At 35.1% G+C, this 24,276-nt stretch carries 30 protein-coding genes; 19 read left to right on the plus strand and 11 right to left on the minus strand.

Annotation, left to right across the window (positions count from 1 at the left end):
• The first annotated feature begins 280 nt into the window (after nt 1-280).
• Nucleotides 281-1,795, plus strand: coding sequence for a 4-alpha-glucanotransferase (malQ, locus tag F6K18_RS25660; RefSeq protein ID WP_287525130.1), 1,515 nt, complete (start codon nt 281-283; stop codon nt 1,793-1,795).
• Nucleotides 1,796-1,798: 3 nt separating this feature from the next.
• Here malQ and F6K18_RS25665 read toward each other — a convergent pair whose 3' ends face one another.
• Complete coding sequence (locus tag F6K18_RS25665) at nt 1,799-2,698, minus strand: RodZ domain-containing protein (protein WP_287525131.1); 900 nt, start codon at nt 2,696-2,698, stop codon at nt 1,799-1,801.
• A 298-nt stretch (nt 2,699-2,996) separates the two neighbouring features.
• Complete coding sequence (locus tag F6K18_RS25670; protein WP_287525132.1) at nt 2,997-3,755, minus strand: pseudouridine synthase; 759 nt, start codon at nt 3,753-3,755, stop codon at nt 2,997-2,999.
• 849 nt (nt 3,756-4,604) lie between these two features.
• Here F6K18_RS25670 and F6K18_RS25675 point away from each other — a divergent pair.
• Nucleotides 4,605-4,898, plus strand: coding sequence for a hypothetical protein (locus F6K18_RS25675; protein WP_287525133.1), 294 nt, complete (start codon nt 4,605-4,607; stop codon nt 4,896-4,898).
• 480 nt (nt 4,899-5,378) lie between these two features.
• Nucleotides 5,379-6,227: a DUF2993 domain-containing protein gene (locus F6K18_RS25680; RefSeq protein WP_287525134.1), complete on the plus strand. Its 849-nt coding sequence runs from the start codon at nt 5,379-5,381 to the stop codon at nt 6,225-6,227.
• A gap of 303 nt (nt 6,228-6,530) precedes the next feature.
• Here F6K18_RS25680 and F6K18_RS25685 read toward each other — a convergent pair whose 3' ends face one another.
• The 9 genes from F6K18_RS25685 to F6K18_RS25715 form a co-directional block, all read right to left on the minus strand.
• Nucleotides 6,531-7,409: a phosphatidate cytidylyltransferase gene (locus F6K18_RS25685; RefSeq protein WP_287525135.1), complete on the minus strand. Its 879-nt coding sequence runs from the start codon at nt 7,407-7,409 to the stop codon at nt 6,531-6,533.
• A gap of 254 nt (nt 7,410-7,663) precedes the next feature.
• Entirely contained in the window at nt 7,664-7,894 is a 231-nt protein-coding gene (locus F6K18_RS36860; RefSeq protein WP_353735169.1) for a transposase, read from the minus strand.
• Nucleotides 7,895-7,903: 9 nt separating this feature from the next.
• Entirely contained in the window at nt 7,904-8,230 is a 327-nt protein-coding gene (locus F6K18_RS36865; protein WP_353735166.1) for a transposase, read from the minus strand.
• Between the two features lie 465 nt (nt 8,231-8,695).
• Nucleotides 8,696-8,857, minus strand: a complete 162-nt coding sequence (locus tag F6K18_RS36870; protein WP_353735167.1) for a helix-turn-helix domain-containing protein — start codon at nt 8,855-8,857, stop codon at nt 8,696-8,698.
• A gap of 673 nt (nt 8,858-9,530) precedes the next feature.
• Entirely contained in the window at nt 9,531-10,133 is a 603-nt protein-coding gene (gene cbiT / locus F6K18_RS25695) for a precorrin-6Y C5,15-methyltransferase subunit CbiT (RefSeq protein WP_287525136.1), read from the minus strand.
• A gap of 323 nt (nt 10,134-10,456) precedes the next feature.
• Complete coding sequence (locus F6K18_RS25700; protein ID WP_287525137.1) at nt 10,457-12,025, minus strand: aminotransferase class I/II-fold pyridoxal phosphate-dependent enzyme; 1,569 nt, start codon at nt 12,023-12,025, stop codon at nt 10,457-10,459.
• 124 nt (nt 12,026-12,149) lie between these two features.
• Nucleotides 12,150-12,932, minus strand: coding sequence for a Rho termination factor (locus F6K18_RS25705; RefSeq protein ID WP_287525138.1), 783 nt, complete (start codon nt 12,930-12,932; stop codon nt 12,150-12,152).
• A 253-nt stretch (nt 12,933-13,185) separates the two neighbouring features.
• Nucleotides 13,186-14,520 carry an AAA family ATPase gene (locus tag F6K18_RS25710; RefSeq protein WP_287525139.1) on the minus strand — a complete coding sequence of 445 codons (1,335 nt, stop codon included), beginning with the start codon at nt 14,518-14,520 and terminating at the stop codon, nt 13,186-13,188.
• An 87-nt stretch (nt 14,521-14,607) separates the two neighbouring features.
• Nucleotides 14,608-15,102 carry a hypothetical protein gene (locus F6K18_RS25715; RefSeq protein WP_287525140.1) on the minus strand — a complete coding sequence of 165 codons (495 nt, stop codon included), beginning with the start codon at nt 15,100-15,102 and terminating at the stop codon, nt 14,608-14,610.
• Nucleotides 15,103-15,502: 400 nt separating this feature from the next.
• Between F6K18_RS25715 and ychF the strand changes: the two genes are divergently transcribed.
• The 16 genes from ychF (at nt 15,503) to F6K18_RS25790 (ending at nt 24,171) form a co-directional block, all read left to right on the plus strand.
• Nucleotides 15,503-16,594: a redox-regulated ATPase YchF gene (gene ychF, locus F6K18_RS25720; protein WP_287525141.1), complete on the plus strand. Its 1,092-nt coding sequence runs from the start codon at nt 15,503-15,505 to the stop codon at nt 16,592-16,594.
• A 25-nt stretch (nt 16,595-16,619) separates the two neighbouring features.
• Nucleotides 16,620-16,991: a phage holin family protein gene (locus tag F6K18_RS25725; RefSeq protein ID WP_287525142.1), complete on the plus strand. Its 372-nt coding sequence runs from the start codon at nt 16,620-16,622 to the stop codon at nt 16,989-16,991.
• Between the two features lie 445 nt (nt 16,992-17,436).
• On the plus strand, nt 17,437-17,703 hold the full coding sequence (locus tag F6K18_RS25730; protein WP_353735168.1) for an adenylate/guanylate cyclase domain-containing protein: 267 nt from the start codon (nt 17,437-17,439) through the stop codon (nt 17,701-17,703).
• Nucleotides 17,704-17,750: 47 nt separating this feature from the next.
• Complete coding sequence (locus tag F6K18_RS25735; protein ID WP_124146267.1) at nt 17,751-17,954, plus strand: hypothetical protein; 204 nt, start codon at nt 17,751-17,753, stop codon at nt 17,952-17,954.
• 782 nt (nt 17,955-18,736) lie between these two features.
• Nucleotides 18,737-19,573, plus strand: coding sequence for a mechanosensitive ion channel family protein (locus F6K18_RS25740; RefSeq protein WP_287525143.1), 837 nt, complete (start codon nt 18,737-18,739; stop codon nt 19,571-19,573).
• A gap of 135 nt (nt 19,574-19,708) precedes the next feature.
• A complete protein-coding gene (locus tag F6K18_RS25745; RefSeq protein WP_287525144.1) occupies nt 19,709-19,843 on the plus strand; it encodes a hypothetical protein in 135 nt (44 codons plus the stop codon).
• A 54-nt stretch (nt 19,844-19,897) separates the two neighbouring features.
• Complete coding sequence (locus F6K18_RS25750) at nt 19,898-20,581, plus strand: mechanosensitive ion channel family protein (protein ID WP_287525145.1); 684 nt, start codon at nt 19,898-19,900, stop codon at nt 20,579-20,581.
• 64 nt (nt 20,582-20,645) lie between these two features.
• The gene (locus F6K18_RS25755; protein ID WP_287525146.1) at nt 20,646-20,972 is read left to right on the plus strand and encodes a hypothetical protein; all 327 of its coding nucleotides are present in this window, start codon (nt 20,646-20,648) and stop codon (nt 20,970-20,972) included.
• Nucleotides 20,973-21,015: 43 nt separating this feature from the next.
• Nucleotides 21,016-21,516 carry a 6-carboxytetrahydropterin synthase gene (locus F6K18_RS25760; RefSeq protein ID WP_287525147.1) on the plus strand — a complete coding sequence of 167 codons (501 nt, stop codon included), beginning with the start codon at nt 21,016-21,018 and terminating at the stop codon, nt 21,514-21,516.
• The gene (locus tag F6K18_RS25765) at nt 21,513-22,220 is read left to right on the plus strand and encodes an SDR family oxidoreductase (RefSeq protein ID WP_287525148.1); all 708 of its coding nucleotides are present in this window, start codon (nt 21,513-21,515) and stop codon (nt 22,218-22,220) included. The genes F6K18_RS25760 and F6K18_RS25765 overlap by 4 nt, the downstream gene beginning before the upstream one ends.
• 115 nt (nt 22,221-22,335) lie before the next feature.
• Nucleotides 22,336-22,542 (plus strand): helix-turn-helix domain-containing protein, encoded by a 207-nt coding sequence (locus tag F6K18_RS25770; protein ID WP_287525149.1) that lies wholly within the window; start codon nt 22,336-22,338, stop codon nt 22,540-22,542.
• Between the two features lie 170 nt (nt 22,543-22,712).
• Entirely contained in the window at nt 22,713-22,985 is a 273-nt protein-coding gene (locus F6K18_RS25775) for a hypothetical protein (RefSeq protein WP_287525150.1), read from the plus strand.
• A gap of 45 nt (nt 22,986-23,030) precedes the next feature.
• Complete coding sequence (locus tag F6K18_RS36875) at nt 23,031-23,171, plus strand: transposase (RefSeq protein WP_353735170.1); 141 nt, start codon at nt 23,031-23,033, stop codon at nt 23,169-23,171.
• The gene (locus F6K18_RS25780; protein WP_287525151.1) at nt 23,149-23,295 is read left to right on the plus strand and encodes a hypothetical protein; all 147 of its coding nucleotides are present in this window, start codon (nt 23,149-23,151) and stop codon (nt 23,293-23,295) included. The genes F6K18_RS36875 and F6K18_RS25780 overlap by 23 nt, the downstream gene beginning before the upstream one ends.
• Nucleotides 23,282-23,458, plus strand: a complete 177-nt coding sequence (locus F6K18_RS25785; RefSeq protein WP_287525152.1) for a zinc ribbon domain-containing protein — start codon at nt 23,282-23,284, stop codon at nt 23,456-23,458. The genes F6K18_RS25780 and F6K18_RS25785 overlap by 14 nt, the downstream gene beginning before the upstream one ends.
• 275 nt (nt 23,459-23,733) lie before the next feature.
• On the plus strand, nt 23,734-24,171 hold the full coding sequence (locus F6K18_RS25790) for a hypothetical protein (protein WP_287525153.1): 438 nt from the start codon (nt 23,734-23,736) through the stop codon (nt 24,169-24,171).
• The last annotated feature ends 105 nt before the right edge of the window (nt 24,172-24,276 follow it).

The raw sequence follows: 24,276 nt of genomic DNA on the forward strand, positions 1-24,276 counted from the left end.
ACTCGTGAAAGCTACAAAAAAAAAGGTAAGCTCACAGCTAGATTTAGGTCTATGCCGAGGAGTATAGAAGTCTGTCCTTCAGGCTTTAAGCAAATGTGGATTTATGAGGGGCTGTGTGCGGAAGTAAATTCCGCACTTTAAACACCCCGTCCCATTTGCGGTGAATTTGCCACAGAATCCAGGGTATTTCAACCCCTGGAGATGTCAATACTGTAAAATAAATTTTAAGCTGGTATTTCATGCCAGCAATTTTTTTGATTAATATTTTCTAGGTTTAGCTATGCCACTTTCAAGAGCTAGCGGTATTCTACTGCACCCTACTTCCCTCCCAAGTCCCTTTGGAATTGGCGACTTAGGTAACGAAGCATACAATTTTGTCAACTTTTTAAGAGACAGTGGACAGCAAATTTGGCAAATTCTACCACTAGGACCAACAGGTTTTGGTAATTCTCCCTATCTAGCTTATTCAGCAATGGCAGGAAATCCTCTGCTAATTAGCCCAGAGAAATTACTAGACCAGGAATTACTCAGTGAAGAAGACTTATCTAATTTGCCAGAATTTCCAAATGACCGAGTAGATTTTGATTTAGTCACAGAATTCAAGCGCTCTTTACTACAAAAAGCCTACGATAATTTTAAAATAAAACAATCTGAGGAAAAACAAGCATTCTATGATTTGTGTGCCAGTAAAGCTTTTTGGTTAGATGATTATGCTTTTTATATGGCCCTAAAAGAAGCCCACCAAGGAGCTAGTTGGCATACCTGGGATCAAGAAATTGCCCGTCGTCAACCAGCAGCATTAAAAGAATGGCAGCAACGTTTGGCCGATGAAATTCAGTACCATAAATTCGTTCAATTTGAGTTTTTCCAACAATGGGATGAGCTGAAAAATTATGCCAATGAGCAAGGAATAAAAATCTTTGGCGATATTCCTATATATGTTGCCCATGATAGTGCTGATGTTTGGGCACATCCAGAAATATTCTGTCTAGATGCAGAAACAGGTGAAGCATCTTTGATGGCAGGTGTCCCCCCAGATTATTTTAGTGAGACTGGTCAACTATGGGGCAATCCAGTTTATCAATGGGATAGATTAGAACAGGAAGATTTTTTGTGGTGGGTCCAACGTATTCAATCAATGCTTAATAAGGTGGATTTGATTAGAATTGACCACTTTCGTGGTTTGAAAGCTTATTGGGCAGTGCCACAAGGTGAAACTACAGCCATAAATGGTGAATGGGTCGAGGCACCAGGTGAAGCTTTTTTTGAAACTATTAATAAAAAGTTAGGGTCTCTGCCAATCATTGCTGAGGACTTAGGTTTGATTACTCCTGATGTCGAAGAATTGCGCGATCAGTTTGAACTTCCTGGTATGAAGATTCTGCATTTTGCTTTTGACTCAGGCCATGAAAATCCCTATTTACCCTATAACTATGTTTCTCCTAATTGGATTGTTTATACTGGCACTCACGATAATAATACTACTGTGGGCTGGTTCAATAACCGTTCTCCTGAAGAACAAAAACGAGTTACTCGTTTTCTTGGTTGTACTTGTGGTAATGGAATTCATTGGGATTTAATTCGTTTGGCTATGTCTTCGGTGGCTTCTATAGCAATTTTTCCCCTACAAGATATTTTCGGATTTGGAGAAGAAACTATGATGAATCAACCTGGAGTTGCTGAAGGAAATTGGAGCTGGCGCTATCAACCGGAAATATTAACTTCAGAGGTAAGCGATCGCCTTAGAGAAGTCACAGAAATTTATGGTCGTGAGCCACAAAATGAAGATTCATAGTTTTTAATTTTTAGTATTGCTGGACTGGGAAATTTTAGTATCAGTAGGAGTAAAAACAACTTCTTTTACTTCTCCTGTTTTTCCCAGTCGCATAGTTTGTCCGTTATTAATAGGTATTAATATTCCTCCAGCGTTTCCTGCAAAGAAAACTAATTGTTCTTGAGCTTCCCAGGTCTTTTGAGTGCCCTGCACTAAAGTGCCTTCAAATGCTATTTTTCCATCTATTTCTATTGATACCCAGGAGTCTTCTTTGACAATTACACTCACTGCTAAAGATTGTTTTTTATTTTGTTTTTCTAACTTTGCTGTTGTTATTTGATCTGTAGATTTTTCCTCAATTTTAATATTACCTGAAGATGCCTGAGCTAAATCACTTTGATTTTTTTCTTTTCTATAATTATTAATTTCAGATTTTTTCCCTAGTATATAATAGCTACTCATTAGACGAGGCAACAAACTAACTGACAATAAAACAATAGATACATATAAGAAGTAGAGATGATGTGGTCGTAGCTGAGGTATTGATAGATTGAGGAGAGATTTTTTGCTAGTTTCTTGAGTTTTTTCAGTCGGAAACAGATTTGCTAATTGCTCTCCATTTAATCCCATAGCATCTGCATATCGCTTGATTAAACCTTGGATATAAACAGGCTCAGGTAGTTTTTCTAGATTACCTTCTTCTATAGCTTCTAGCAAATTAATTCTAATCATTGTTACTATTGCCACTCTTTCTAAACAAATAGAATGTTTCTCTCGAAATCTTTTTAATTTATATCCTATATCTACTAATGTTTGGTTTTGTTTTTCTTCAAAAGACAGTTCCTTTTCTTGATGAAAGTGTTTGTTAAATGGTAATAAAAATAAACTGTTTTTTATATTTTTTATTGCTGTAAAATTTACCATTGATTTATTTTATAAAAACTATTACTTTTGTCATGATGAGAGTGATAATGATAGGATAATAATTAATTTATTGATATCAATAATATTCTTGATTTTCTGTCATCATTTTAATCACTAATTTTAATTTTATAACTCCTAAATATATTGCTCATACTATTGTTTCAAAACCTTGATACTAGATGTATTGCGATAAAATCAGCAAGATTTATCTAGAAAAAATTATGAAATTCTATGTGGATGTTTTGCTTATTATACCCACTTAACTCAAACTCTTAAAACTCTCTAAGTTTTAGCTTAATTAAGAACTTTTATTGATTTGGTCATGCAAAAAGTTAATTTCAAAATCTTTTAGAGGTCGGTAATGACCACTAGGCAAAACAGACTCTCCAGGTACCTGCAACTGGATTTGGCCAATTGCAGTACGGTGTAGTTTCACAACAGGATGTCCTAATTTTTCTGCTACTCTACGAATTTGCCGATTTCTACCTTCAGAGATAACCACTTCTAAAAGAGTTTGAGAATTATTACTTTCTTCTAGGACTTTAACTCGAGCAGGTAAAGTTTTTTTACCAGATAAGATAATACCCTGACGCCACAACTTTAATGTCAATTCTTGAGGACGACCTTCTACCCATACTTGATAAGTTTTGGGAAGACAATGTTTGGGATGGGTCAAACAATATGTGACTCGACCATCATTTGTGAGGAGTAATGCTCCTGTAGAATCTGCATCTAAGCGTCCTACTGGATGAATCCCCTTTCCGTTTCTCAGTTCTGAACTTAGAATATCTAGAACCTTACTACGTCTACTAGGTTCCGAACAAGTGGAAATTACTCCTATCGGTTTATTGAGCAATAAATATATAGATTTAGGACGGTTTTCTGGTCGGAGGGGCAAACCATCAACTTCAATGCTGTCCAATTCCGGATTGGCTTTTTCACCTAATGGGATAATTATACCGTTCACCCTTACTCGTCCAGCTATAATCATTTGTTCGGCTTGACGTCGAGAGGCTATTCCCCACTGAGATAATATTTTTTGTACTCTTTCAACCATACTTTTCAGTTCATTACTTTTGTCGATTCAGATTATTAGTCAATATATAGTAATCCTATTTGATTCGTAAATTTTTGGTGTAGGTAGGTTGTAGATATTAGGTGGAAGGTAGAAGAAAAAATCATGGAAATTTTTTACAACTTCGACAGGGAGTGTTATATTGTTCTGAATTTATCATAAAAACAATATATAGTTTTTAGCATTTTAATTTGAGATATAAACATAAAATCAGATATTTGAAGGAGCGACTGAACAGCAAATATACCAGTTAAAGTTTGACAGAGTTCATAGTTTCTAGCAATAAAAAAAATGACAGTTGCTTAAGCCAATTCCCTCAACAGAGAAATACAGGTAAATGTATAATGTTGAATGATAAAGAGTTTTCTATCCCTCAATTAATCAAACTATTTGGAGTCAGCAAAATAACTTTTGACAATTGGTTAACCCCATGGGGAAATAGCTAGTTTTTCTGGCCATATAATTGAAAATGAAGAGGCATAAAAGCTCAGTTAAGTCAGTGGCAAAAAGAGCCAGTAAAACAGTGGATTAAATAATATCCAAAAACTCTCAAAAAAGTGGGGAGTTAATGTGAGCAAAGAAACGATCAAAACCATTCCAAAAAAGTTCAATATGATTGGGAAAATTATGCAAATGGGACTGAGCAAAAAACCTGATTTATGGGAAGAGTTCAAAATCCACAAATTGTTAGAGCTTAAATAAGCACCTAAACAAAATTATTAACCTACCCTGATTCTATATAATGCTGAGAATATCAGGAACTTAGTCTTAAAAAATGTGTAATTAGTTTTGTGTACCTGCTTCACAAGGTGAAAAAGAGAAATTTATTTAATGCTACCCATTCCCTATTATTGGCAAGAAAAAGTTTCAACATTCAAGAAGAAAGAAGGAAAAGGGAGTGGGGAAGTGGGGAAGTGGGGAAGTGGGGAAGTGGGGGAGTGGGGGAGTGGAGAAGTAGGGAAGATGGGAGCATTTTTCTACATTTTTCCCCTTTCACCTATTCTATTTCTGAATTTCCTGACTTCACTACCGACTGAGGAAGGCAGTCAAAAGCACATATCGCCTGCAAAGATACCAAATGGCTTCTATAGACTTGAGGACTTTTTTTGCCTAATTTTTGTCTAATTCCAATTAAGCTTACTGTCGTTTTCATGGATTGAGCATCAATTAATACTAGCCAAAGTTGGATAGAAAAGCTAGAAGAATAGGAACAAAAAAATTTAAGATATTTTGGCTACCTCATTACTCACCAAAGCACAAGTTAATCAAAATTTGATAGAAATTTATTAAATATGAATGGATTAAAGTTGATGCTTATGAGAGTTGGTTTTGCTTACTTAAATACCCGAAAAAATTCCTGGACAATTTAGGTCAAGAATATGTAATTAACTTTGTTTAAGTGCTTAGAATGAATGAATTGTATAATTATGTTCAGCCTCACATTAAATTTGTATCAGCTCAAATAAATATCAAAGCTTCTCTAGAAATACAGAGTTTTTCAATCCAATCCTGGTATAGCAGTTGAAGGAAAGGCTAGGACATATAAAAAGCTTAGTCAGACAACGCCAGATTTTTCCTTATTCCTTCTTACTTCTGCTATAAAATATGCTAGTTTATATATTCTCCGTCTCTGGAAATAATTACAAAACTGACTATACTAACCTAATGGTGTCTTTGATGAATAAAAATTTACCAGAAGTGAATCAAATTTCCGATTCTGATGTTGCTGTTGAAAGTCAAGATGAAATATCAACTCTAAGAAAGAGTAGGATTGTTAGTAGATTTTTATCCCCTGCATTGAAATTTTGGTTAAAATCTCAACTACAACAGGTAGAACAATTAAAAGTTCTGATTGAAGGTGGCGATCGCCAAATTCTTACAGGTAAAATTCCACAAGTTTCTGTTGCTGCTTCTAATGTGGTTTTTCGAGGATTAAATTTAACAGAGATAGATTTATCTGCAACTGGAATTAAGATTAATATTGGTCAAGTTATCAAGGGTAAACCATTACAAATATTAGAATCTTTTCCTTTATTTGGTAAGCTTAAATTACTACAATCTGACCTTAATACTAGTCTACAATCTCCTCTGTTAGCTCAAGCGGTCGTTGAATTTTTAACTCCATTATTACCGCCAGATTTTTTAGAACAGCTAGAACAACCAATTAGTTTGTATGACCAGAAAGCTGAAATTTTTACAGACAGGATAAATTTATTTGCTAATTTTTTGTCTACATCAGATGAAAAGATTTCCTTAACTTTGCATACTGATTTGAAGGTTGCTAGTAGCTCTGAACTATTGTTAGACAATCTAGAGATTCAGATTTTGCAAAAGCCTAGTTATGAATTTTCAAATAATATCAAAATTGACTTAGGCTCTGATGTTGAATTAAAAGAATTAACATTAAATCCTGGTCAACTTAGTTGTCAAGGTCGCTTAACTGTTAATCCATAACTTCAACTATACTAAATTCTAAGTATGGTTCGCTGAAAAAGTCTTTTTAAGGAGTGAGGGAGTAAAGGAGTGGGGGAGTGAGGGAGTAGTTAGGACTTTATCATTTTTATGTGTACCTCATTTACCTTCAATCTGCTGTAATTAGGAAGTAGTCAGATATATTTGTCCCTTAATTTTTCTGCAATTATTCTGGCTATGATGATAACTTTTTGAGGGTTTTGGACATGATACCAGGCACTTTTTTCAATCCCAAAAAGGCTTTAGCCAATATCAGTCAATGCTTTGAGATTAGATCGGTAAGCCCTAAGTATTCAGAAGTGGTAAAAGTAGAGTAAAAAAATAATATATGAGGGGTGCAGTAAAAACATAACTATCCGTACGGTCAAGAATCCCTCCGTGTCCAGGAATTAGTTGTCCAGAATCTTTCACACCTGCATCTCGTTTCATCATCGATTCAGTCAAATCTCCAAGTAGACTGGCAATACCTACTACTAAACCCAAAGCAGCACCCGTCCAAGGTAAACCAGGCCAACCTAAGTACCAAGAACCTACTGTCGCCACGACCATACTACCCAAAACTCCAAATACTGCACCCTCCACAGTTTTTTTGGGGCTTATTTCTGAAAGTCTAATTCGGCCAAAGAATTTTCCCACAAAATAAGCACCAATATCAGCAGCCCATATACAGCAAAAACCAAGTAGAGTAAATGTTAAACTCGGAGGCCAACTCAAAGGGTCTATCCATGAAATATCCCAGTAATTTCCTAGTGGAATTGTTTGAGGTGTCTGTAACTGAGCTTCTAGTCCAACTCTGAGTCTAATCCAATAACTCGGTAGATATCCACCATAAAATAGACCTAAAATTGATGATGCGATATCAGCGATTGTAGCTAATTTTGGCTGAAATAGTAGATAAAAACAAATTAGAGTTCCTGCTAATGTAAATATAGCATCTACTAAATCAGGAGCTACAGCAGCTACTACCAAAATAACTTGACTTAATGCTAGGGTGGTTTTGGCTGCAGGTGAAATACCTTTGGTGCGTGCTAGTTGAAAATATTCTTGTTGGCCTAAGTAAACGATCGCTCCCATGCCTACTGTAAACCACCATCCCCCGAAAATAATCATTCCCAGAGCAACAGCTATCGCCACTAATCCACTAATAATACGAGACCAAGACATAATATGTACAAATTTTAGATAATATATATGATAATATATATAATAGACACCTCCAAAAATCAAAAATAAAATCAATTATCGTACAGAAATTATCAGTTCTTTCCCCCTATTCCCTCTTTTGGAGGAGATGTCTCATGATAGGTTAAGTTTTTGCTCAAATAATACAGCGTTAAATGTTCCAGTGACATACTTCCACGCTGAATCAAAGATTACAGTGTGGGCTTCTTATCAACACCAGCTATTGCTTCGGTTACTCAATCAGCTTTACTACTAACGGGATGCCCCACGGCCAAATTTAAAATGTTTTTTGCTGCGTTCACATCTCTATCTGCTTCATATTTACAATTAGGACATGAATGCCATCTATCAGATAGTTTCTTAGGTACTTTATGCCCACAATTTGAACAATTTTGAGATGTATTTCTCGGATTTACAGCAACCGTTAACAACCAAGTATTCTCGGCTTTGGTTGATAGAATTGACAGAAATTGACCTCAACCAGCATCAAGAATTGATTTAGCCATTTTGGTTCCAGCCAATCCTTTGATATTGAGCTTTTTATGGGCTATCAAATCATGATTGTCTATCAACTTTTTGGCTATTTTGAAATGAAAATCCCTCCGGGTATCAGCTACTTTTTTGTGAGCTTTGCCTAGTTTAGCTACAGCTTTTTTTCTGTTGCTGCCACCCTTATTTTTCCTGCTGACTGATTTTTGGACTCTTCCCAATCGTTTTTGTGCTTTGCGGTAATACTGAAGAATTTCTACATCAATACCATCTGATTTAACCAAAAAAAATTTAAGTCCCATATCTATTCCCACAGGATTAGACAGTCCCTCGACTGGAATAATCTTAGGGCTAGTTTAATCTTCAAGACTTAAAGTTACATAGTACCCATCAGCTTTCTTAGTTACAGAAACTGTTTTAATCTTAAACCCTTCGGGAAGTGGTCGATGAACAATTGAATAATTAAGGTTTCAAGCCTCTCACTCGCCGTGGAGAAACAAGAAAAATTTTTCATGATTAGTCAATCAATTCCGTTTTCACTCTCGAGGTAACAATTAATAATTAATAATTAATTGTTGAAAATCACCTTTCAATTATCTAGCAAAAGCTTTTTCCACTCGCTCTGATACAGATTGAAGTACTTGACTATGAATATCCTTGTACCAAGGTCTATCTTTTTTAAGTTGAACTAAACTTTTTTCTTGAGTTGCTTTTGTCGGTTTGTCTTTTAATTCCGGTAGGTTACAAACTAGGGGACATCTATCAATAAAACATCTATTTTATTCATACCAATCAAATCTTTGAGCAAGTTGGTAGTTATATTGATGAGGCAACATATTCAGAGTGTTATCAATAATAACTCGTTGCTGTTTATTAGGCTTTAATCGGTATTGATAAGAAATTCTCATTGATAATTCTCTTGCTGTCCGACTGATAAACATACTCACTTGACATCCTCCCGACGTTGCGCATGGCGCGACAACGCGGGATTCCTCAACCTCGCGGTTCAGGACTGTATGGTTCCTCTTGACAGAGGAGCTGCGCTAACGTAGCACCTGCCTCCGAGGCCAAACCTCTTTCTGGTCTAAAGGCGCGCTCCACAGACTGAAACTGCATAGCCCAGCAGCCTAATTCTATTTAGAATAGCATACCCTTGTAAGAACCGCTCTTATTGATTGGTTTTCCCATCCCTGTGCTCCCCTTCGGGAGAGCGCGGGTCTTCAACCAACGTTGAGATAAAAGTGTAGCTATTGTGTAGGTGTTTATAAAAAACAAAGCATTAAATTTAAGAATTAGCGAAAAAAGGTTAAATAAATTGAGGCAATATGCAGCAGCCAGGGACAAGACTATGACATCCCTCGTAGAAGATTGGATTGATATCATGTCCGCTGGGGCGCGTTTGTGTAAACCCAAGGGTGAAGATCTACAGGGAATTTAAGTTTTTTTTATTGCCCTTAAGTATTCCTGCCTGTTCCCTGTTCCCTACCTTTGCTATACAATACCGATGCTACCGGACATGATATGATTCGCTGCCCCTGAAGTCCCTGCCCGCAAATCATCTCAACACCGATTCCAAGAATACGGTGTGAGACGAATTGCGGAAACAGGTAAAATTCAGTCTATTTTTTCACCACTAAGGATAAATATGGGATTAATTGCCGCAAAAGTCTGATGTATACCTCTTGTCTCTAAACGATTCAGTGCAGGTTGAACTACTTCTACGTTGCGAACCTGTAAATCAGCAAAACTTTCAGAAACAGCATAAAGACTTTCTAGATTAGCAGCAGTAGCTATGACCCTACCTTGTGGTAATAACCTTTTCCAAACTTCCTGGAGTATAGCTTTGATATGACGGCCTCCCTCTATACAGACACGACTAGGTGCCTCAGCTAAACCATCAAGACATTCAGGAGCATTACCTTCAATTACTTTCACATTCTCGACTCCAAAGCGATCGCAGTTTCTCTGAATTAAATTTGCTACATCTCGATCCCTTTCTATAGCAATAATGCGACCTTGGGGACATATCAATCCAATTTCTACTGGTATAGTGCCTGTTCCTGCCCCAATATCCCAAACAATAGAGTCTGATTGTAATCGTAAATAAGATATTAACAGTAAGCGGACTTCTCGCTTACTCATGGGAATGCCTGGTAAACGTTCAAATAGGTCATCGGAGATACCTGGAGTAACATAAGGCCAAAGTGGAGAAGACATAGGAAAATTTTTTTTAGCAGTAATTCACAAAAGCAGTTGATATTTAAGTATTTACAACAGATTCGGTCGTATATGAAGTACAGGTATTAGCGAGGGTATTTCTACAGTGTGGGCAAAATGCCCACTATGGGTGTACCTCACGCCTGATGAAATCCACTTTATCTATCCTAAACGCTACAGATATATAGCACTATAGTTTTTTTAACTATAATTTAGTTTCAGTCAATAGATAACTAAATTAGGCAAACTTTGGTTTTGAGTAGTAAGCTCTAACCATTTGCCATACCCAAATTAATGTCTAGTCTGACTTTAAAGGATCGAGGTTAAAATCTACACACTTTAATGGTTTTGAAAGTGGGGTCACTACACCCAGTTATTATTCCACCTAATGCCCGGACTTGTTCAAGTATTTTCAAATGCTGTTGCGCAATAATTTCACCAGGCATTAACACTGGAATACCTGGTGGATAGGGACAAATAAGTTCAGCACTGATAGAACCTAAAGATTTTTCTATGGGCAAATAATCTTTCTGGGCAAAGAAGGCATCTCTGGGAGATAAAGGAATTGGGGAATCAATTAAATAATCGTCAATTTCTATCTTTAAGTCAGTTAGCTGGTTAAATTTATTTCTACAATTTTGCTCTGCTAAATTTACTAGAGCGTTTATTAACTGGTCGATATCTGCTTTTGTATTTCCCAGAGAAATAATGAATGTCAGACTTTTGAAACTTGGTAACTCACAGGTAACACCTAATTTCTGATGCAAAATTTCATCAGCTTCATACCCGCTCAATCCAATATCAGAGACTTTTACTGTTAATCTGGTTTGGTCAAGAGCAACAAACCGAGAATTGATATAACTTTCATCAACTTTTCTGCCTTTTATCAAGAAAGGCAATGTTTTGCCCTCATTAGTTGATAAGTCTGAATTTCCTGGCGAGCTAGTCAAGCTTCTTCTTTCTTTATCAAATACAGAAAAATTTGGCAGTTGACTAATTCTATTTCTAGCATCTCTAGTTAATTCTAAAGTCTGACTCATTAGTTCTTGACCAAACAAAGCCATTTGTTGGCGGGCAGCATCGAGAGATGCCAAAAGTAAATAATTTGGACTACTAGACTGTAGCATTTGTAAAGCTTGGCTAAGTCGGTAGGAGTCTATGCGCTTACTGCCAAGGTGCAACATTGAAGCCTGAGTCATTGCCCCCAATACTTTATGAATGGATTGTACTGTTAAATCTGCTCCACCGACTAATGCTGGAATTGGTAACTCTGGATGAAAAGCAAAATGTGGACCGTGAGCTTCATCTACTAATAAAGGAATATTATATTTGTGGACTTCTTGGGCGATCGCTACAATATTTCCACAGACACCATGATAAGTAGGATAAATTACCATTACTGCTTTGGCGTCTGGATGTTTTGCTAAGGTTTGGGCAATAGATTCAGGGGTGACACTTAGAGTAATATCCCAATCTGAGTCATATTCTGGATGGATAAAAATAGGAATTGCTCCAGAAATAATTAGCCCTGAGACTACTGACTGATGAATATTCCGAGGCAAAATAATTTTATCCCCATTCCCACAAGTAGCAATAATTCCAGCGATAATTCCAGCAGTCGAGCCGTTGACTAGAAATCTGGTTTGTAATGCTCCAAAAGTTTCTGCGGCTAATTCTTGAGCTTCTTGAATTACACCTTCTGGAGCAAACAAGTTATCCAATTCTGGTAATTCTGGTAAGTCTGCTAGAAATACTTTATTACCTAATAAGTCATTAAGTGGTTGTGGAATGCCTTTTCCTTGTTTATGTCCTGGTGCGTAGAAAGGAGCATGAGATTTTTGGGTAAGATTTTTGAGAGTTTGAATTATTGGTGCTTTGGTTTGGTCGAGCATTTACAGCAATTTTCTAGTTGATATTGATTAGGTAGAAAATTTGGTGGTGGTGCATTTTTATTGGTGGTCTATCTTTCATCAAGCAGTGGGAAAAACATTTGCCCTTATTCGCTTCATCATCATCCTATAGATAAAATACCTCTTTTAAAGCATTAATCTTGGCTTTTCCAATTCCACATTTTAATTTTGTAATTGCTTCTAAGCTTTTCCAATTTTGACGTGGAGCTTCAGCAATACGTTCTGTTGCTTTTACTAATTCAACTTGTTTCAGTTGACTATTTGGCTTTTCGATTAAATATTTAAGTGCTACTTGAATTTCGTCTTTTGTAGCAGTGGAAAGATTTACTTTTTCAGGTTCGGGTATTGGTTGAGGAGTCAGATAAAAAACTTCTTTCAAAGCATTTACTTTAGAAGTTGTAATTCCACACTTTAATTTTGTGATAGGTTTAAAATCTTTCCAATATTGACGTGGTGCTTCATCAATACGATTTGTGGCTACTGCTAGTTTCACTCCTTTAAGTTGACTGTCTGGTTTTTCAATTAAGTATTGAAGTGCTGTTTTAATTTCGTCTCTTGTGGCGGTAGAAAGATTTATTTGTGGCGTTTTTTCCCCAGACAAAATTTTGCTAATTTTTTCAGTCGTCTCACTTTCATCAGCAATAACACACCAAACTTTTTCTAAACCAGCAGCTTCAGCTACGGCAAAAATAAAAGAATTGCCAATTACTTCATATTTATCTTCTCCCACTTCCTTAACAATGATAGGTATCCAGTTTCTTCCACCAGTTTCATTGAGAACTTTTGCCGTTGCTGAAATTAGAAATTCTGAAGTATCTATTCCATCTCCCAGTTCAATTTCATCCATATATAGATATATTAATTTACCAACTTTACTCAAATTGCTCATTGTTAAAAATACTCCTTCACCAAATCGATATAATAATAATATTTATTTGCGAAAATCAAATAATCAATCACTTTATATCGATTTTCTCCTACTTATTTAAAAATAAAAATAACAAGTACTTAGTTTCTTTCACCAGTTTCATTGAGAAATTTTGCCGTTGATGAAATTAAAAATTATGGAGCATTTTTTCCATATCTCAGTTAAATTTCATCTATATACAAATGTATCAACTTATCAATTTTACTTAAATTGCTCATTGTATAAAATACTCCTTAACTAGACTCTTATAATATTCACGAGCTAACTTATATCTATAAACAGCAGGTTTACCATCAAAAGTAGAACTTGCTATAGGTGCATAATCACGCAACTCAAATATTTCCATGTTTTTTCCTGCTGCATAGCGGGGATAAAAATAGGGTAAAAGCTCAAATTTATTATTAGGATTCTTTTTAGCATCTAGAATCAATTTTTTAATATAGATTTGAACACTTTTCTTTTGAGCTTCACTCATTCGTCCATTATTGAAGAAAATTGGTAAAGCCACAGGCCCAAAATCTTGATTATTTCTTCTTGTTTGTTGAACTTGTGGTATGTATTCCTTGATAGTTGTAGCTGCATTTTCTAGGGAGGCTGAACATAGATTTTTTACTGGAATTAAAACTACATCTGCTGCATAAACAGCACTCTGACTAAAGATTTGCCAGTTAGTAGGAGAATCAATAAAGATATAGTCATATTTATTTTTTAGTGGCTCTAATTTTTTGCTTAATCGATCAAAAGTAATTTGTTGTCCAATCTCATTCCAATTACTATCTTCATGCACAGGTATTACATCAAAACCGTATCTTTTATATTCGTAAGGATCAATTATATCTTTAACATTAATATTCTTATCTATTAAGCAATCATAAAAGGTAGGTACACTTGTTGGAATTGCTAGATATTTTGTTAGGTCTCCTTGAGGATCAAAATCAACAATCAAAACTTTTTTACCATACAGTGATAGAGTTGCTGCCGTATTAACTGTAGTTGTAGTTTTTCCTACTCCGCCTTTATAATTATAAACTGCTACTGTTAATGCTTTTTGTCGTCGATCAATTTTTTCTTTAATTAATGTAGCGATATTGATAATATTTTCTGAATTAATTTCCAGACAAACTGTCGCCGGATGAATAACTTTTTCATGCTTTCTGAATAATTGGATGTGTTTAGCATTGGTAATTATTCCCCACTTCGCCGATCTACAATTTTCTGCTAATAAATACCGTTTTATTTGTTTATCAATCTCTTTATATCCTTTTGAATCAACAGTTAAATTAATATTCCGAGCTTTCAATTCTACAAGCACATCTGGATTAGTTTTGGTTTGATTAAATATGTCATTTTCTCTATTATGACGTAGAGCATTATCGACCGCTTGAGTACCAGTTCCTGTAGAAAATTGAGGTACTCTTTCATTTTCTTCAAAACCTAAAAAATTAAATAATTTAGATGCAAAAATATCACTAACTTGCGCTTCATTTGCGTTCTCCGGCAGATTAGCCAAAGCATCTACAAGGGCTTGATTTTTCACAGCACTATCCATCTGTCGTTAATTTTTGTGAATTTAACTATCAGCTTATCACGACAGATATTGCAAAAAATCTAAATTTTATCTACTTACTTAACTTACCTATATGTATTTATAAGCTCGCCTAGCACTGACCGGATTAAAATTCATATCTACAAATTGCACAGGACTAAAAGTGTCAATCCACAAATGAGCGCCACAGCTAGCTGGGTCGTGGGGTCGATAAACAATTCGACAAGGACCTTTAATTTCCAATTGATAACCATAGTTATTTCGGTTAGTCTGCTTCAAAGAAACTACTGGTTTTATATCTTTTAGTGGGTTATTTGCATTGTGCTGAATTATGTGCTGATTAACATGAATCATTGTCGGTTTAGTACGCCTCCGCTTACACCAAATACCTTTCGGTCCTCTGGTACCAGGAATAATTACTGGCATTTCATGATCTTCAGGCCCATAAATGGGAATTTTCCAAAAGCCCTTTTCTTTGTAAGCACCTTTTACCCTACCTTGAGCCAATAATATCCGCAAACGTTGAGCTGAAATACCTAGTAAATATGATGCTTCTGTAGTTCCGATTATTCTTTCTTTAACCATTGCACAATAGTTTTTATGCTTGTTAATTCTAATTCTCAAAATTTTAAGCACTACTTAGCAATAAAATTTTGATTTACATACTTCTAGAAGTAAATCATATTCAAAAACTCTTATGAACTATTCTTCACATTTCTTAAAATTAAGTTCTGAGCCAATTTTTTCAAAGACCAGCAAAATGTATTGATTTTATTGTTATCAAATCTAGCACCTATAATTGCTTGTGGAATTACCTGAATAAGAAAGTCTATTTTTTGATTTTTAATTTTTATTAGGACTTAGCTAAGAAATCAAGATTCTTCTTTCGTTCTGCTATCCTAATCTAAATAGGCAGTTATACAGTAACCCTACCTGTAATTTCTTTAATTTTTAACTTTTTACTTTTAATTTTTGACTTAAATTTATGCTCAGAGCTGGAATTGTCGGACTACCCAACGTCGGAAAATCTACCTTATTTAACGCTTTGGTTGCTAATGCTAAAGCGGAAGCTGCTAACTTTCCATTTTGCACAATTGAACCCAATGTTGGTGTGGTGTCGGTGCCAGATGAGCGGTTAAATGTGCTGACTAAAATTTCTAATTCTGCTCAAACTATTCCTACTAGAATTGAGTTTGTTGATATTGCTGGTTTAGTAAAAGGTGCTAGTAAAGGAGAAGGCTTAGGTAATCAATTTTTATCTAATATTCGAGAGGTTGATGCTATTGTTCAGGTAGTCCGTTGTTTTGATAGTGAGGATATTATTCATGTTTCTGGTTCTGTCGATCCAGTGCGAGATATTGAGGTAATTAATTTAGAATTGGCTTTGTCCGATTTAGCTCAAGTTGAACGCCGAATTGAACGAACTAAAAAACAAGCTCGTACCAGTAAAGATGCTCAGGCAGAGTTAGAAGTTTTGACAAAATTAGAGGGGATTTTAAATGAAGGTAAGTCGGTGAGAATGGCTGACTTAAATGAAGAAGAATTTCTGTTGATTAAACCTTTAAATTTGTTAACTTCTAAGCCAATAATTTATGCTGCTAATGTGTCTGAGGATGATTTAGCTAGTGGAAATGATTGGGTTGAACAAGTCCGCAATATTGCTGCTGTGGAAAATGCTCAAGTTGTGATAATTTCAGCTCAGGTAGAATCAGAATTAATTGAGTTACCGGAGGAGGAAAGAGCTGATTATTTAGAATCTTTGGGAGTAGAAGAAGGTGGATTAAAATCTCTGATTAAGGCGACTTATGAATTATTGGGATTACGTACTTATTTTACTACTGGAGAAAAAGAAACCAAAGCTTGGACGATTAAGGCTGGAATGTTAGCTCCTCAAGCTGCTGGTGTAATTCATACTGATTTTGAGCGGGGTTTTATTCGAGCAGAAACAATTGCCTATAATGATTTAGTAGCTACTGGTTCGATGACTGCTGCTAAAGAAAAGGGTTTGATGAGGAGTGAAGGCAAAGATTATGTTGTGAAGGAAGGAGATGTTTTGCTCTTCCGATTTAATGTTTAGATTTGTATTAATTAAGGAGAAAAAAATGGCTAGTGAAGAGATTGTTAGACTGATTGTTATGTGGTTGATTACTGCGGTTAGTTTGTTTATTATTTCTAAGTTGCCTACTGGGGTAGAAATTGATGATTTTAATATTGCGTTGATTTCTTCGGCGATCTTTGGGCTTTTGAATGTATTTGTACGTCCAGTTTTGAATACTTTAGCTCTGCCAGCTAACATACTTGTTCCTGGTTTAGTTACTCTAGTTGTTAATCTTGTTATCTTTGGTTTAGCAGCTTGGCTAGTAAGTGGATTTAGACTACGTTGGGGATTTTGGAGTGCATTAATTGGTTCTTTAGGACTAACTTTTATTAACTCTTTTCTTTATGAGTTACTTAGCAAAGGATTAGTCAGTTAGGCAGCAGTTAAATTATCAAAAATTGTGGGTAATTTTAGGTTTCTTGAAAATTGATATCTAATAAATTATCCACTTTTGATGTAGAGAAGTAGGGAGTAGTGAATTACTAATTATAGTCATTCTGAATAAGACTGGAACACTTTTTTAGCTGAAACTCTTTCAAGGCAAGAAACCCTTGTCTCAATCTTAACTGGAATGACTATATATCTACCTCCTCTACCATTAGTTTCATATCTAAGCCTTACCTACAGTGCATCAATTAGACAGAGTTTTAATTCCTCTACCAGGATTATCAATTCCATTATTCTGAGTATTAGTTTTATTTCTGAGCGTTTGAACGAGTTTGATTTTATAGTAAAAACCTAATTATATTAAGCCCAGCTTCTCAAAGTAGAGTTATAATTTTTCTCTGTTATCCATTTCTTCACTTCTGTTGTTAAATATTTTGCTTAAACCTATTGCAGAAAAATTAAAGGAAGAACAGGAAAATATTGCTGAAAGTTTTGCCGAAGTAACTATTTTGTTTGCTGACTTAGTAGGTTTTACTCAGTTATCAGAAAATATTCTTCCTACGCAGTTAGTTAATTTACTTAATGAAATATTTTCTTGTTTTGATGAGTTGACTGATAAATATTATTTGGAAAAAATTAAAACTAATAGAGATTATGATAATATTGAAAGTCAAATGATGACTGCTGAAGTGGATAACTAGAAAAAGTTATCTGCTATAAAATAACTAAACTACCAGAGGAAAATAGGATGGAAAACACTGTAAATTGTGCAGAAGCTTGTGTTAATGGATGTGTTTTAGGTGACAAATGCCCGAATCAGGAATATGTAAAAGAAACATCAAAGTTTATTGATGATACTCCCTTAGATAAAATGTTGGAAATAGCTGAAGAAGCAGTTATGAAGAAAAGAATGGCTCCTCCTAAATGGGTAATTCCTGAGTTTCCTGAGTAAAAATAAGATGAAATTAAAAGCGATAGTGTTCAGCACCTCTAACACGATCGCCAACTTTTTAATTAATTTAATTAATTAATTAATAGACATCTGGTGGAAAATAAATAAATCTTTTAATTAGATCAGCTAAGGAAAGAAAAATTTACCCTAAAAAATCCTTTTTAGTGCCTTCGCGCGTCAAAATATCTTACCTGTTGCCTGTTGCCAGATGAGCTTTTGCCTACTCCTGCAAAAAATCTATATCTTTTTCACGCCTAGGTCTAATCAATAATATAATTTAGGTGATCGCTATTTTTTCAGACTAAATCCTCTTTCCTCGTAAATTACTTGAATCAAGTCTTTTCAAGCTATACATAAAAAAGATATAAACGGGTTAAAATCAGTGGATCATTCACTGATTTTAACCTCGATAAAACTTAAATTTAAACAGACAATAATTTTAGTTGTTCAAGTAAACTGGGTGATACATTCGAGTTTACTGAGACTATGTTCAAAGAAATTAAATTCTTTGATTAAAGAAGATTTGGCGATTATTTATATAAGTAGCTGATCATAACCGAATTTAGCATAAATCAAAATTTTTAAAATTTTACTGAGACTATGTTCAAAGAAATTAAATTCTTTGATTAAAGAGAATTTGGCGATTATTTATATAAGTAGCTGATCATAACCGAATTTAGCATAAATCAAAATTTTTAAAATTTTAGAGTATAATAAAAAAATCAACTAAGAGATAAAAATTAAATCAAATTCATAAAATTATTTTCAAATAAAGATTGTTTATGACCGAAACTATTCAAATTCCTGAACAAATAGTAATAGATATTAGTAAAATCCTGCAAATATTTGCCATCGCAGTCATAGGAATAGTCGTAGTTATCGGAATTCGCAAACTGCCTGAATTAATAGAGAGGATTATATCTACAGAAATTTCCGAAGCATATAAAATTATTATATCTCCAAATAAATCACTAATTGGAGTAGTAATTGCCATAGCCATATCTGAGATAACTCTTCTGGCTGTTACACCATATTCTCAGGTATATATTATAGAAATTACTCTGAGTTTAATCTTAACTATTGCTACTACTTGGCTAGGTTTTCAATTTGCTAAACAATTTTTTGATGTTTATTTAATAGAAGCAGCATTTAGAAGCGATCAAAAAGCTAATAGTGACTTATTTGTAGTAGGTAAATTTATTGCTAACTTTATCATTCTTGTATTAGCTATTATCATTTTTGCTCAGACCTATCAAGTTAATGTATTTGGTATTATTGCCAGTTTAGGAGTAGGAGGTGTAGCAGTTGCTTTTGCTACTCAAAATACTTTAAGTCAATTACTTGGTGGTATCGTACTTTATGTAGATAGACCTTTTGTAGTAGATGATTATATTGGTCTCCCAGATGGTACTTTTGGTAGGGTAGAATCAATTGGTTTACGCTCTACTAAAATCCGTTCTTCTGGTAAAGGTACATTAATTATTATTCCTAATAATTCTCTGACACAGGTAAATATTGAAAACTTTACCGCAGCCAAGAAAGTTATGTCGATTCTATACTTAACTTTTTATCGTCAGGTAGATATTGAAGAACAAGCATTAATACGTCTAGTTATCTGAGCAAGTACAAGTGATGTATTTGGCATAGAGCCTCGTAATACTGATATTACCTTTAAAAATTCACAGAATTCTAACTTACAAGATATAACTCAAGCCCAGATTACATTTTTTATTTTAGGTTCTGGTAAAGTATCTATGGATTTGCGTCGTCAAATGTTGGATAATGCTAGCCAAAGAATTACTTTGAAACTTAAGGAATATGGTATTGCTTTTGATATAGAGCAACCTAGTATCCCTAGTATCTATGTTGATTCACCAATTACAGTTTAATTTTCTATGTTTTTCTCAAATATAATTAACGAGGTAAATCAGCTATATATTTTTTTGGAAGGTTCTAGCATTCCTCACTATCTAATTTTTTTGATATTTGCCTTGGGAGCTGTATTGATAGGAAAATATACCCCAGGAATAGTGCAATTAATTATTAATAAGTTTTTGCCCTATTCAAGTAAAGAAATTACTAATAACTTTATTCGTCCACTGACAAAACCTTTCCAAGTTGCAGGAACATTTATATTAATTTCTCTATCCTCAGTTTGGCTGGAAGAGTACAAAGCATTATACAATTTCTTTAATCCTTTAATCATTCTGGCTGTAGTTATTAGCATTGCCTGGTTAGCTTCCCGTTTATTTCAGCAGTTACTCATGATATATGGCATTGAAATTATTCGTAAATCTGGCTTAGAAGCTGATGAGTTACTCTTAGTATTTGAGACGATAGTAAATGTAGCGATTGGATTTATTGCAGCAATAGGTTATGCTCAAAGTCAAAGATTTCCATTGACAGGTTTGTTAGCTGGAGTATCTATTGGTGGTGTAGCTATTAGTTTTGCTGCTTCCAAAACTTTGGAGCAATTATTTGGTACTGTTGTATTGTATTTAGACCGTCCTTTTATTCCTGGAGATTATATTCGTTGCTCATTAGGAGAAGGTCAGATGTATGGCAGAGTAGAATCTATTGGTTTGCGCTCTACAAAAATCAGGAAAGCTGCCACGGGTACACTATAATATTGTTCCTAATAACCAATTAGCCAATGCAGGAATTGAGAATATTACCCGTGGTAAAAAAGTGATGGTCTTATTATATTTAGACTTTACTAAAAAACTGATAGAACGAGAAAAAGCTCTAGTTCAGCAAGTAGTTAAAAATAGTACAGATTCAGTATTTGGTATTGACCCAGGTAGCACAAAAATAGCAGTATTTGACCATGATACTATGGATCAAAGTCGCGCTAGGGTGACATTCTTTATTTTAGGTTCAAGTGAAAATTCTATTCAGCTAAGAAAGAGACTTTTGGAAGTTGTAAATCAGAGTATTTCTAAGGAATTGAAAAATTTGGGCATAGAATTTTATCTGCAAGAACCAAATATTTATGTTGATTCCCCAATGACTATGTAATCTGGCTAAATTAAACTTAGTGTAATTTGCTATTAAATTTTGTATGAACAATCAACTGACTAAAATTGAACTATTCAAACAAGCAATGAACTTTTCAGCAGGTCACTTCACTATATTTTCAGATAGTGAAAGAGAAAATCTGCACGGTCATAGTTTTTCTGTATATGTCATGTTCGAGGCTGAAGTGACAAACAATGGCATGACCTTTGACTATGGTATTTACAAAGAAATTATCCTTAATATTTGTCAATTTCTTGATGAAGTGTTTCTACTGCCATTAAAAAATCCTTATCTCAAAATAGAAGAATTCGATGAATATATCTATGCTTTGTTCAATGGTGGTAAAGAGAAAATACCATTTCTTAAACGAGATGTAAAGTTGCTTCCGGTGCGAAATATTACTGTAGAGGAGCTTTCTCATTGGTTTTTGCAACAATTACTTGTTAATGTACAAGAAAATCAAGAGCATCTTATTCACACAATAGAAGTTAAAATATTCTCTGGTCCTGGTCAGTCAGGTAGCAGTTTTTGGAGTAAAAAATGAGCAAAAAATATTTGGTTATAACTGGTGGAAGTCGTGGCATAGGATTGGCAACAGCTAAACTATTTCTGGAACAGGAATTTCAGGTTATTAACCTTTCTAGAAATTTATGTCCGTTGACAGATGTAGTTAATATTCAGGTAGATTTAGCTGCAAAAGGTTTTGAGGAAAATTTGAAACAAGAGTTACTACCTAAATTAGAAAATTCTGAAAGGGTGATTTTAGTTCACAATGCTGCCCGGTTAGATAAGGATAATGTAGAAAATATTCAAGCCAATAATTTACGAGATATCTTGGAAATTAATATGGTTGCTCCAACTATATTGAATCAGATAGTCATGCCAAAAATGTCAAAGGGGTCTGCTATTATTTATGTGGGTTCCACTCTCTCAGAAAAGGCGGTGCCTGGTGCCTTTAGTTATGTCACTTCTAAACACGCAGCAGTGGGGTTAATGCGAGCCACTTGTCAGGATTTAATAGATCGAGGTATTCATACAGCTTGTGTTTGTCCTGGTTTTACCGATACCCCAATGTTACGAAATCATCTTAATCATGATGAGACAATTATTGAGCAGATAAAAACTATGAATGCTCAAAATCGTTTAATCGAAGCTTCAGAGATTGCACAAACCATTTATTTTGCAGCGACTAACCCAGTTATTAATGGTGCAATACTCCATGCAAATATGGGGCAAAAAGAGAGATAAAAAGATGGCAGCTACTCAACTTAATCACTATCTGATTAGTCATTGAGTTGATAAGGACTTGTAACTGTTACCTATAATCTGGTATTATCTATAATAATCTCCGATTATCTGTTTTATGCTACTAGGATTCAAAACTGAGTTGCAACCCACAAATCAACAAAAAACATTACTTGCCCAACACGCTGGTGTGGCTCGTCATGCCTGTAATTGGGGATTATGGCTGACTAGAAACATCCTTAATCACAATTCTATTAATCCTGATAGCAAAATTAAATTTCCTACTGCTATTGACTTGGCCTTTGCTTTTGGTAGCAATGGTTAAACCTCAAAACTATTGGTACTACGAAGTGTCTAAAACAGCACCTCAATATGCTTTGAAATATTTGTCATCAGCTTGGAAGCGTTACTTTAAGAAAGTCTCTGGTTAACCTAAATTCAACAAAAAAGGCAAAGATGATAGTTTTCCTACGGAATACTACGCAAACACTTTAGATGGTTCAATACCCACCCCCATCCCCTTCTGGGAGGGGAGCAAGAGGGGTGGGTCAGATAAAATTACCTAGAATTGGATGGGTTAAAACTTTTGAAATCTTGCCAGATAATGTCAATCTGTCGTCTGTAACTATTAGTAGAAAAGCTAACCGCTGGTTCATTAGTTTCAAGATCAAAACAGAACCTCAAATTAGTGAGAAGTCAGTAGATGTAGTTAGTGTAGATTTAGGAGTAAAAACCTTAGCAACATTATCACTATTGCGAAATGTTTGATGGTGCTAAATCGAAAAAAAAAAGTTAGAATTATTACTATCACGACTGCAATACCTTAACAGGCATAAAACCAAGTTTTCCAATAACTGGAAAAAAGCACAACTAAAAATAGCTAGACTACACAGTAAAATAGCTAACATTCGTAAAGATACATTGCATAAACGTGCCTACTTATTTGGCTCTTAACTACAACCCACCCCCATCCCCTGCTGGGAGGGGAGCAAAAGCGGTGGGTGAAGACCTGAATGTATCAGGAATGATGGCCAACTATAAGCTAGCTAAGGCTGCCCTAGTCTATGGGTTTTTATGAGTTTCGTAGACAGCTAGAGTACAAATGTCAACTGTACAGCTCTAAATTAACCATTGTTGATAGATGGTTTCCTAGTTCTAAAACCTGCCCTAACTGTGGAACTGAATCGCGAGTCTCTGTTTTTATCAGAGCGTTTGTTCAATTGCGAACACTGCAATTTTAGATGCGATCAAGACTTGTTTGCGTTTGCGTAGCATCCCGTAGGGAAGCATTCCGTAGGAAATGCAGCGTTAAATTTAGCTATGGGGGGGCAGTGAGAGCTACGCTCCGCGTTCCGCGTTTCGCGCTAGCGTTGCGCAGCAAACGTCCGTGTCAGCTTGTGGACTGGATAACGCCGACGTTGCCAGGTAGAAGCAAGAATAGAACAGATAATTATAGATTATCGTAGGTTTCTAAGAACGGCAACATCAAGTTTACAAAATTCAGGAGTCATTTTCTATGTTAACTGCAGCTAAACCTGAGTTTCTCAAAGCTGATTGGGACAATTCTTTCGATCTGAAAAACCACATCCAGGAGTTTTTGCAGATAGATCGACATACCCTTGAGACTCGAATTCAGGAAAGTAATCAAGCTATGACTAAGTTGGGACAAAACTTTGATTGGGAAATGGCAATCGAATTTTATCGAGACCGAGTCGGAGCAACCTATATCTTAGAATTAGCAGCATGGCATTTAAAAAGCTGTGATTATATCGGTAATATGCTACATTTAATTGCTGATTTTGCTAAAGGTCGGGTTTTGGATTTTGGTGGGGGGATTGGAACACATTCCTTTGCGGCTGCTTTGTGTCCAAATGTTACCGAAGTTCAGTACTTAGATGTAAATCCGATTAACTGCAATTTTGTTCTGGAGCGCACAGCTAAAATAGTGGATTAAATCTAGTCAGCAATGGAGGATCGTATTATGGGAAGAGGTCGGCCAGATCAAGTTGATCTGACCATAGAACAGAAAGATAATCTAGAAAAAATCCCTCGAAATGGC

Source organism: Okeania sp. SIO2C2, assembly GCF_010692625.1.
Lineage (GTDB): Bacteria > Cyanobacteriota > Cyanobacteriia > Cyanobacteriales > Microcoleaceae > Okeania > Okeania hirsuta.

Bases quoted from the DNA above. Each gene is read 5' to 3' on its own strand.
- F6K18_RS25775 (WP_287525150.1), top strand. From the start codon at position 22,713: ATGGTTCAATACCCACCCCCATCCCCTTCTGGGAGGGGAGCAAGAGGG.
- F6K18_RS25755 (WP_287525146.1), top strand. From the start codon at position 20,646: ATGGTCTTATTATATTTAGACTTTACTAAAAAACTGATAGAACGAGAA.
- cbiT (WP_287525136.1), bottom strand. From the start codon at position 10,133: ATGTCTTCTCCACTTTGGCCTTATGTTACTCCAGGTATCTCCGATGAC.
- F6K18_RS25675 (WP_287525133.1), top strand. From the start codon at position 4,605: ATGCTACCCATTCCCTATTATTGGCAAGAAAAAGTTTCAACATTCAAG.
- F6K18_RS25710 (WP_287525139.1), bottom strand. From the start codon at position 14,520: ATGGATAGTGCTGTGAAAAATCAAGCCCTTGTAGATGCTTTGGCTAAT.
- F6K18_RS25725 (WP_287525142.1), top strand. From the start codon at position 16,620: ATGGCTAGTGAAGAGATTGTTAGACTGATTGTTATGTGGTTGATTACT.
- F6K18_RS25790 (WP_287525153.1), top strand. From the start codon at position 23,734: ATGTTAACTGCAGCTAAACCTGAGTTTCTCAAAGCTGATTGGGACAAT.
- F6K18_RS25765 (WP_287525148.1), top strand. From the start codon at position 21,513: ATGAGCAAAAAATATTTGGTTATAACTGGTGGAAGTCGTGGCATAGGA.
- F6K18_RS25680 (WP_287525134.1), top strand. From the start codon at position 5,379: ATGCTAGTTTATATATTCTCCGTCTCTGGAAATAATTACAAAACTGAC.
- ychF (WP_287525141.1), top strand. From the start codon at position 15,503: ATGCTCAGAGCTGGAATTGTCGGACTACCCAACGTCGGAAAATCTACC.
- F6K18_RS25760 (WP_287525147.1), top strand. From the start codon at position 21,016: ATGAACAATCAACTGACTAAAATTGAACTATTCAAACAAGCAATGAAC.
- F6K18_RS25685 (WP_287525135.1), bottom strand. From the start codon at position 7,409: ATGTCTTGGTCTCGTATTATTAGTGGATTAGTGGCGATAGCTGTTGCT.
- malQ (WP_287525130.1), top strand. From the start codon at position 281: ATGCCACTTTCAAGAGCTAGCGGTATTCTACTGCACCCTACTTCCCTC.
- F6K18_RS25670 (WP_287525132.1), bottom strand. From the start codon at position 3,755: ATGGTTGAAAGAGTACAAAAAATATTATCTCAGTGGGGAATAGCCTCT.
- F6K18_RS25735 (WP_124146267.1), top strand. From the start codon at position 17,751: ATGGAAAACACTGTAAATTGTGCAGAAGCTTGTGTTAATGGATGTGTT.
- F6K18_RS25770 (WP_287525149.1), top strand. From the start codon at position 22,336: ATGCTACTAGGATTCAAAACTGAGTTGCAACCCACAAATCAACAAAAA.
- F6K18_RS25700 (WP_287525137.1), bottom strand. From the start codon at position 12,025: ATGCTCGACCAAACCAAAGCACCAATAATTCAAACTCTCAAAAATCTT.
- F6K18_RS25785 (WP_287525152.1), top strand. From the start codon at position 23,282: ATGGGTTTTTATGAGTTTCGTAGACAGCTAGAGTACAAATGTCAACTG.
- F6K18_RS36870 (WP_353735167.1), bottom strand. From the start codon at position 8,857: ATGTTTATCAGTCGGACAGCAAGAGAATTATCAATGAGAATTTCTTAT.
- F6K18_RS25665 (WP_287525131.1), bottom strand. From the start codon at position 2,698: ATGGTAAATTTTACAGCAATAAAAAATATAAAAAACAGTTTATTTTTA.
- F6K18_RS25740 (WP_287525143.1), top strand. From the start codon at position 18,737: ATGACCGAAACTATTCAAATTCCTGAACAAATAGTAATAGATATTAGT.
- F6K18_RS25715 (WP_287525140.1), bottom strand. From the start codon at position 15,102: ATGGTTAAAGAAAGAATAATCGGAACTACAGAAGCATCATATTTACTA.
- F6K18_RS25705 (WP_287525138.1), bottom strand. From the start codon at position 12,932: ATGAGCAATTTGAGTAAAGTTGGTAAATTAATATATCTATATATGGAT.
- F6K18_RS25745 (WP_287525144.1), top strand. From the start codon at position 19,709: ATGGATTTGCGTCGTCAAATGTTGGATAATGCTAGCCAAAGAATTACT.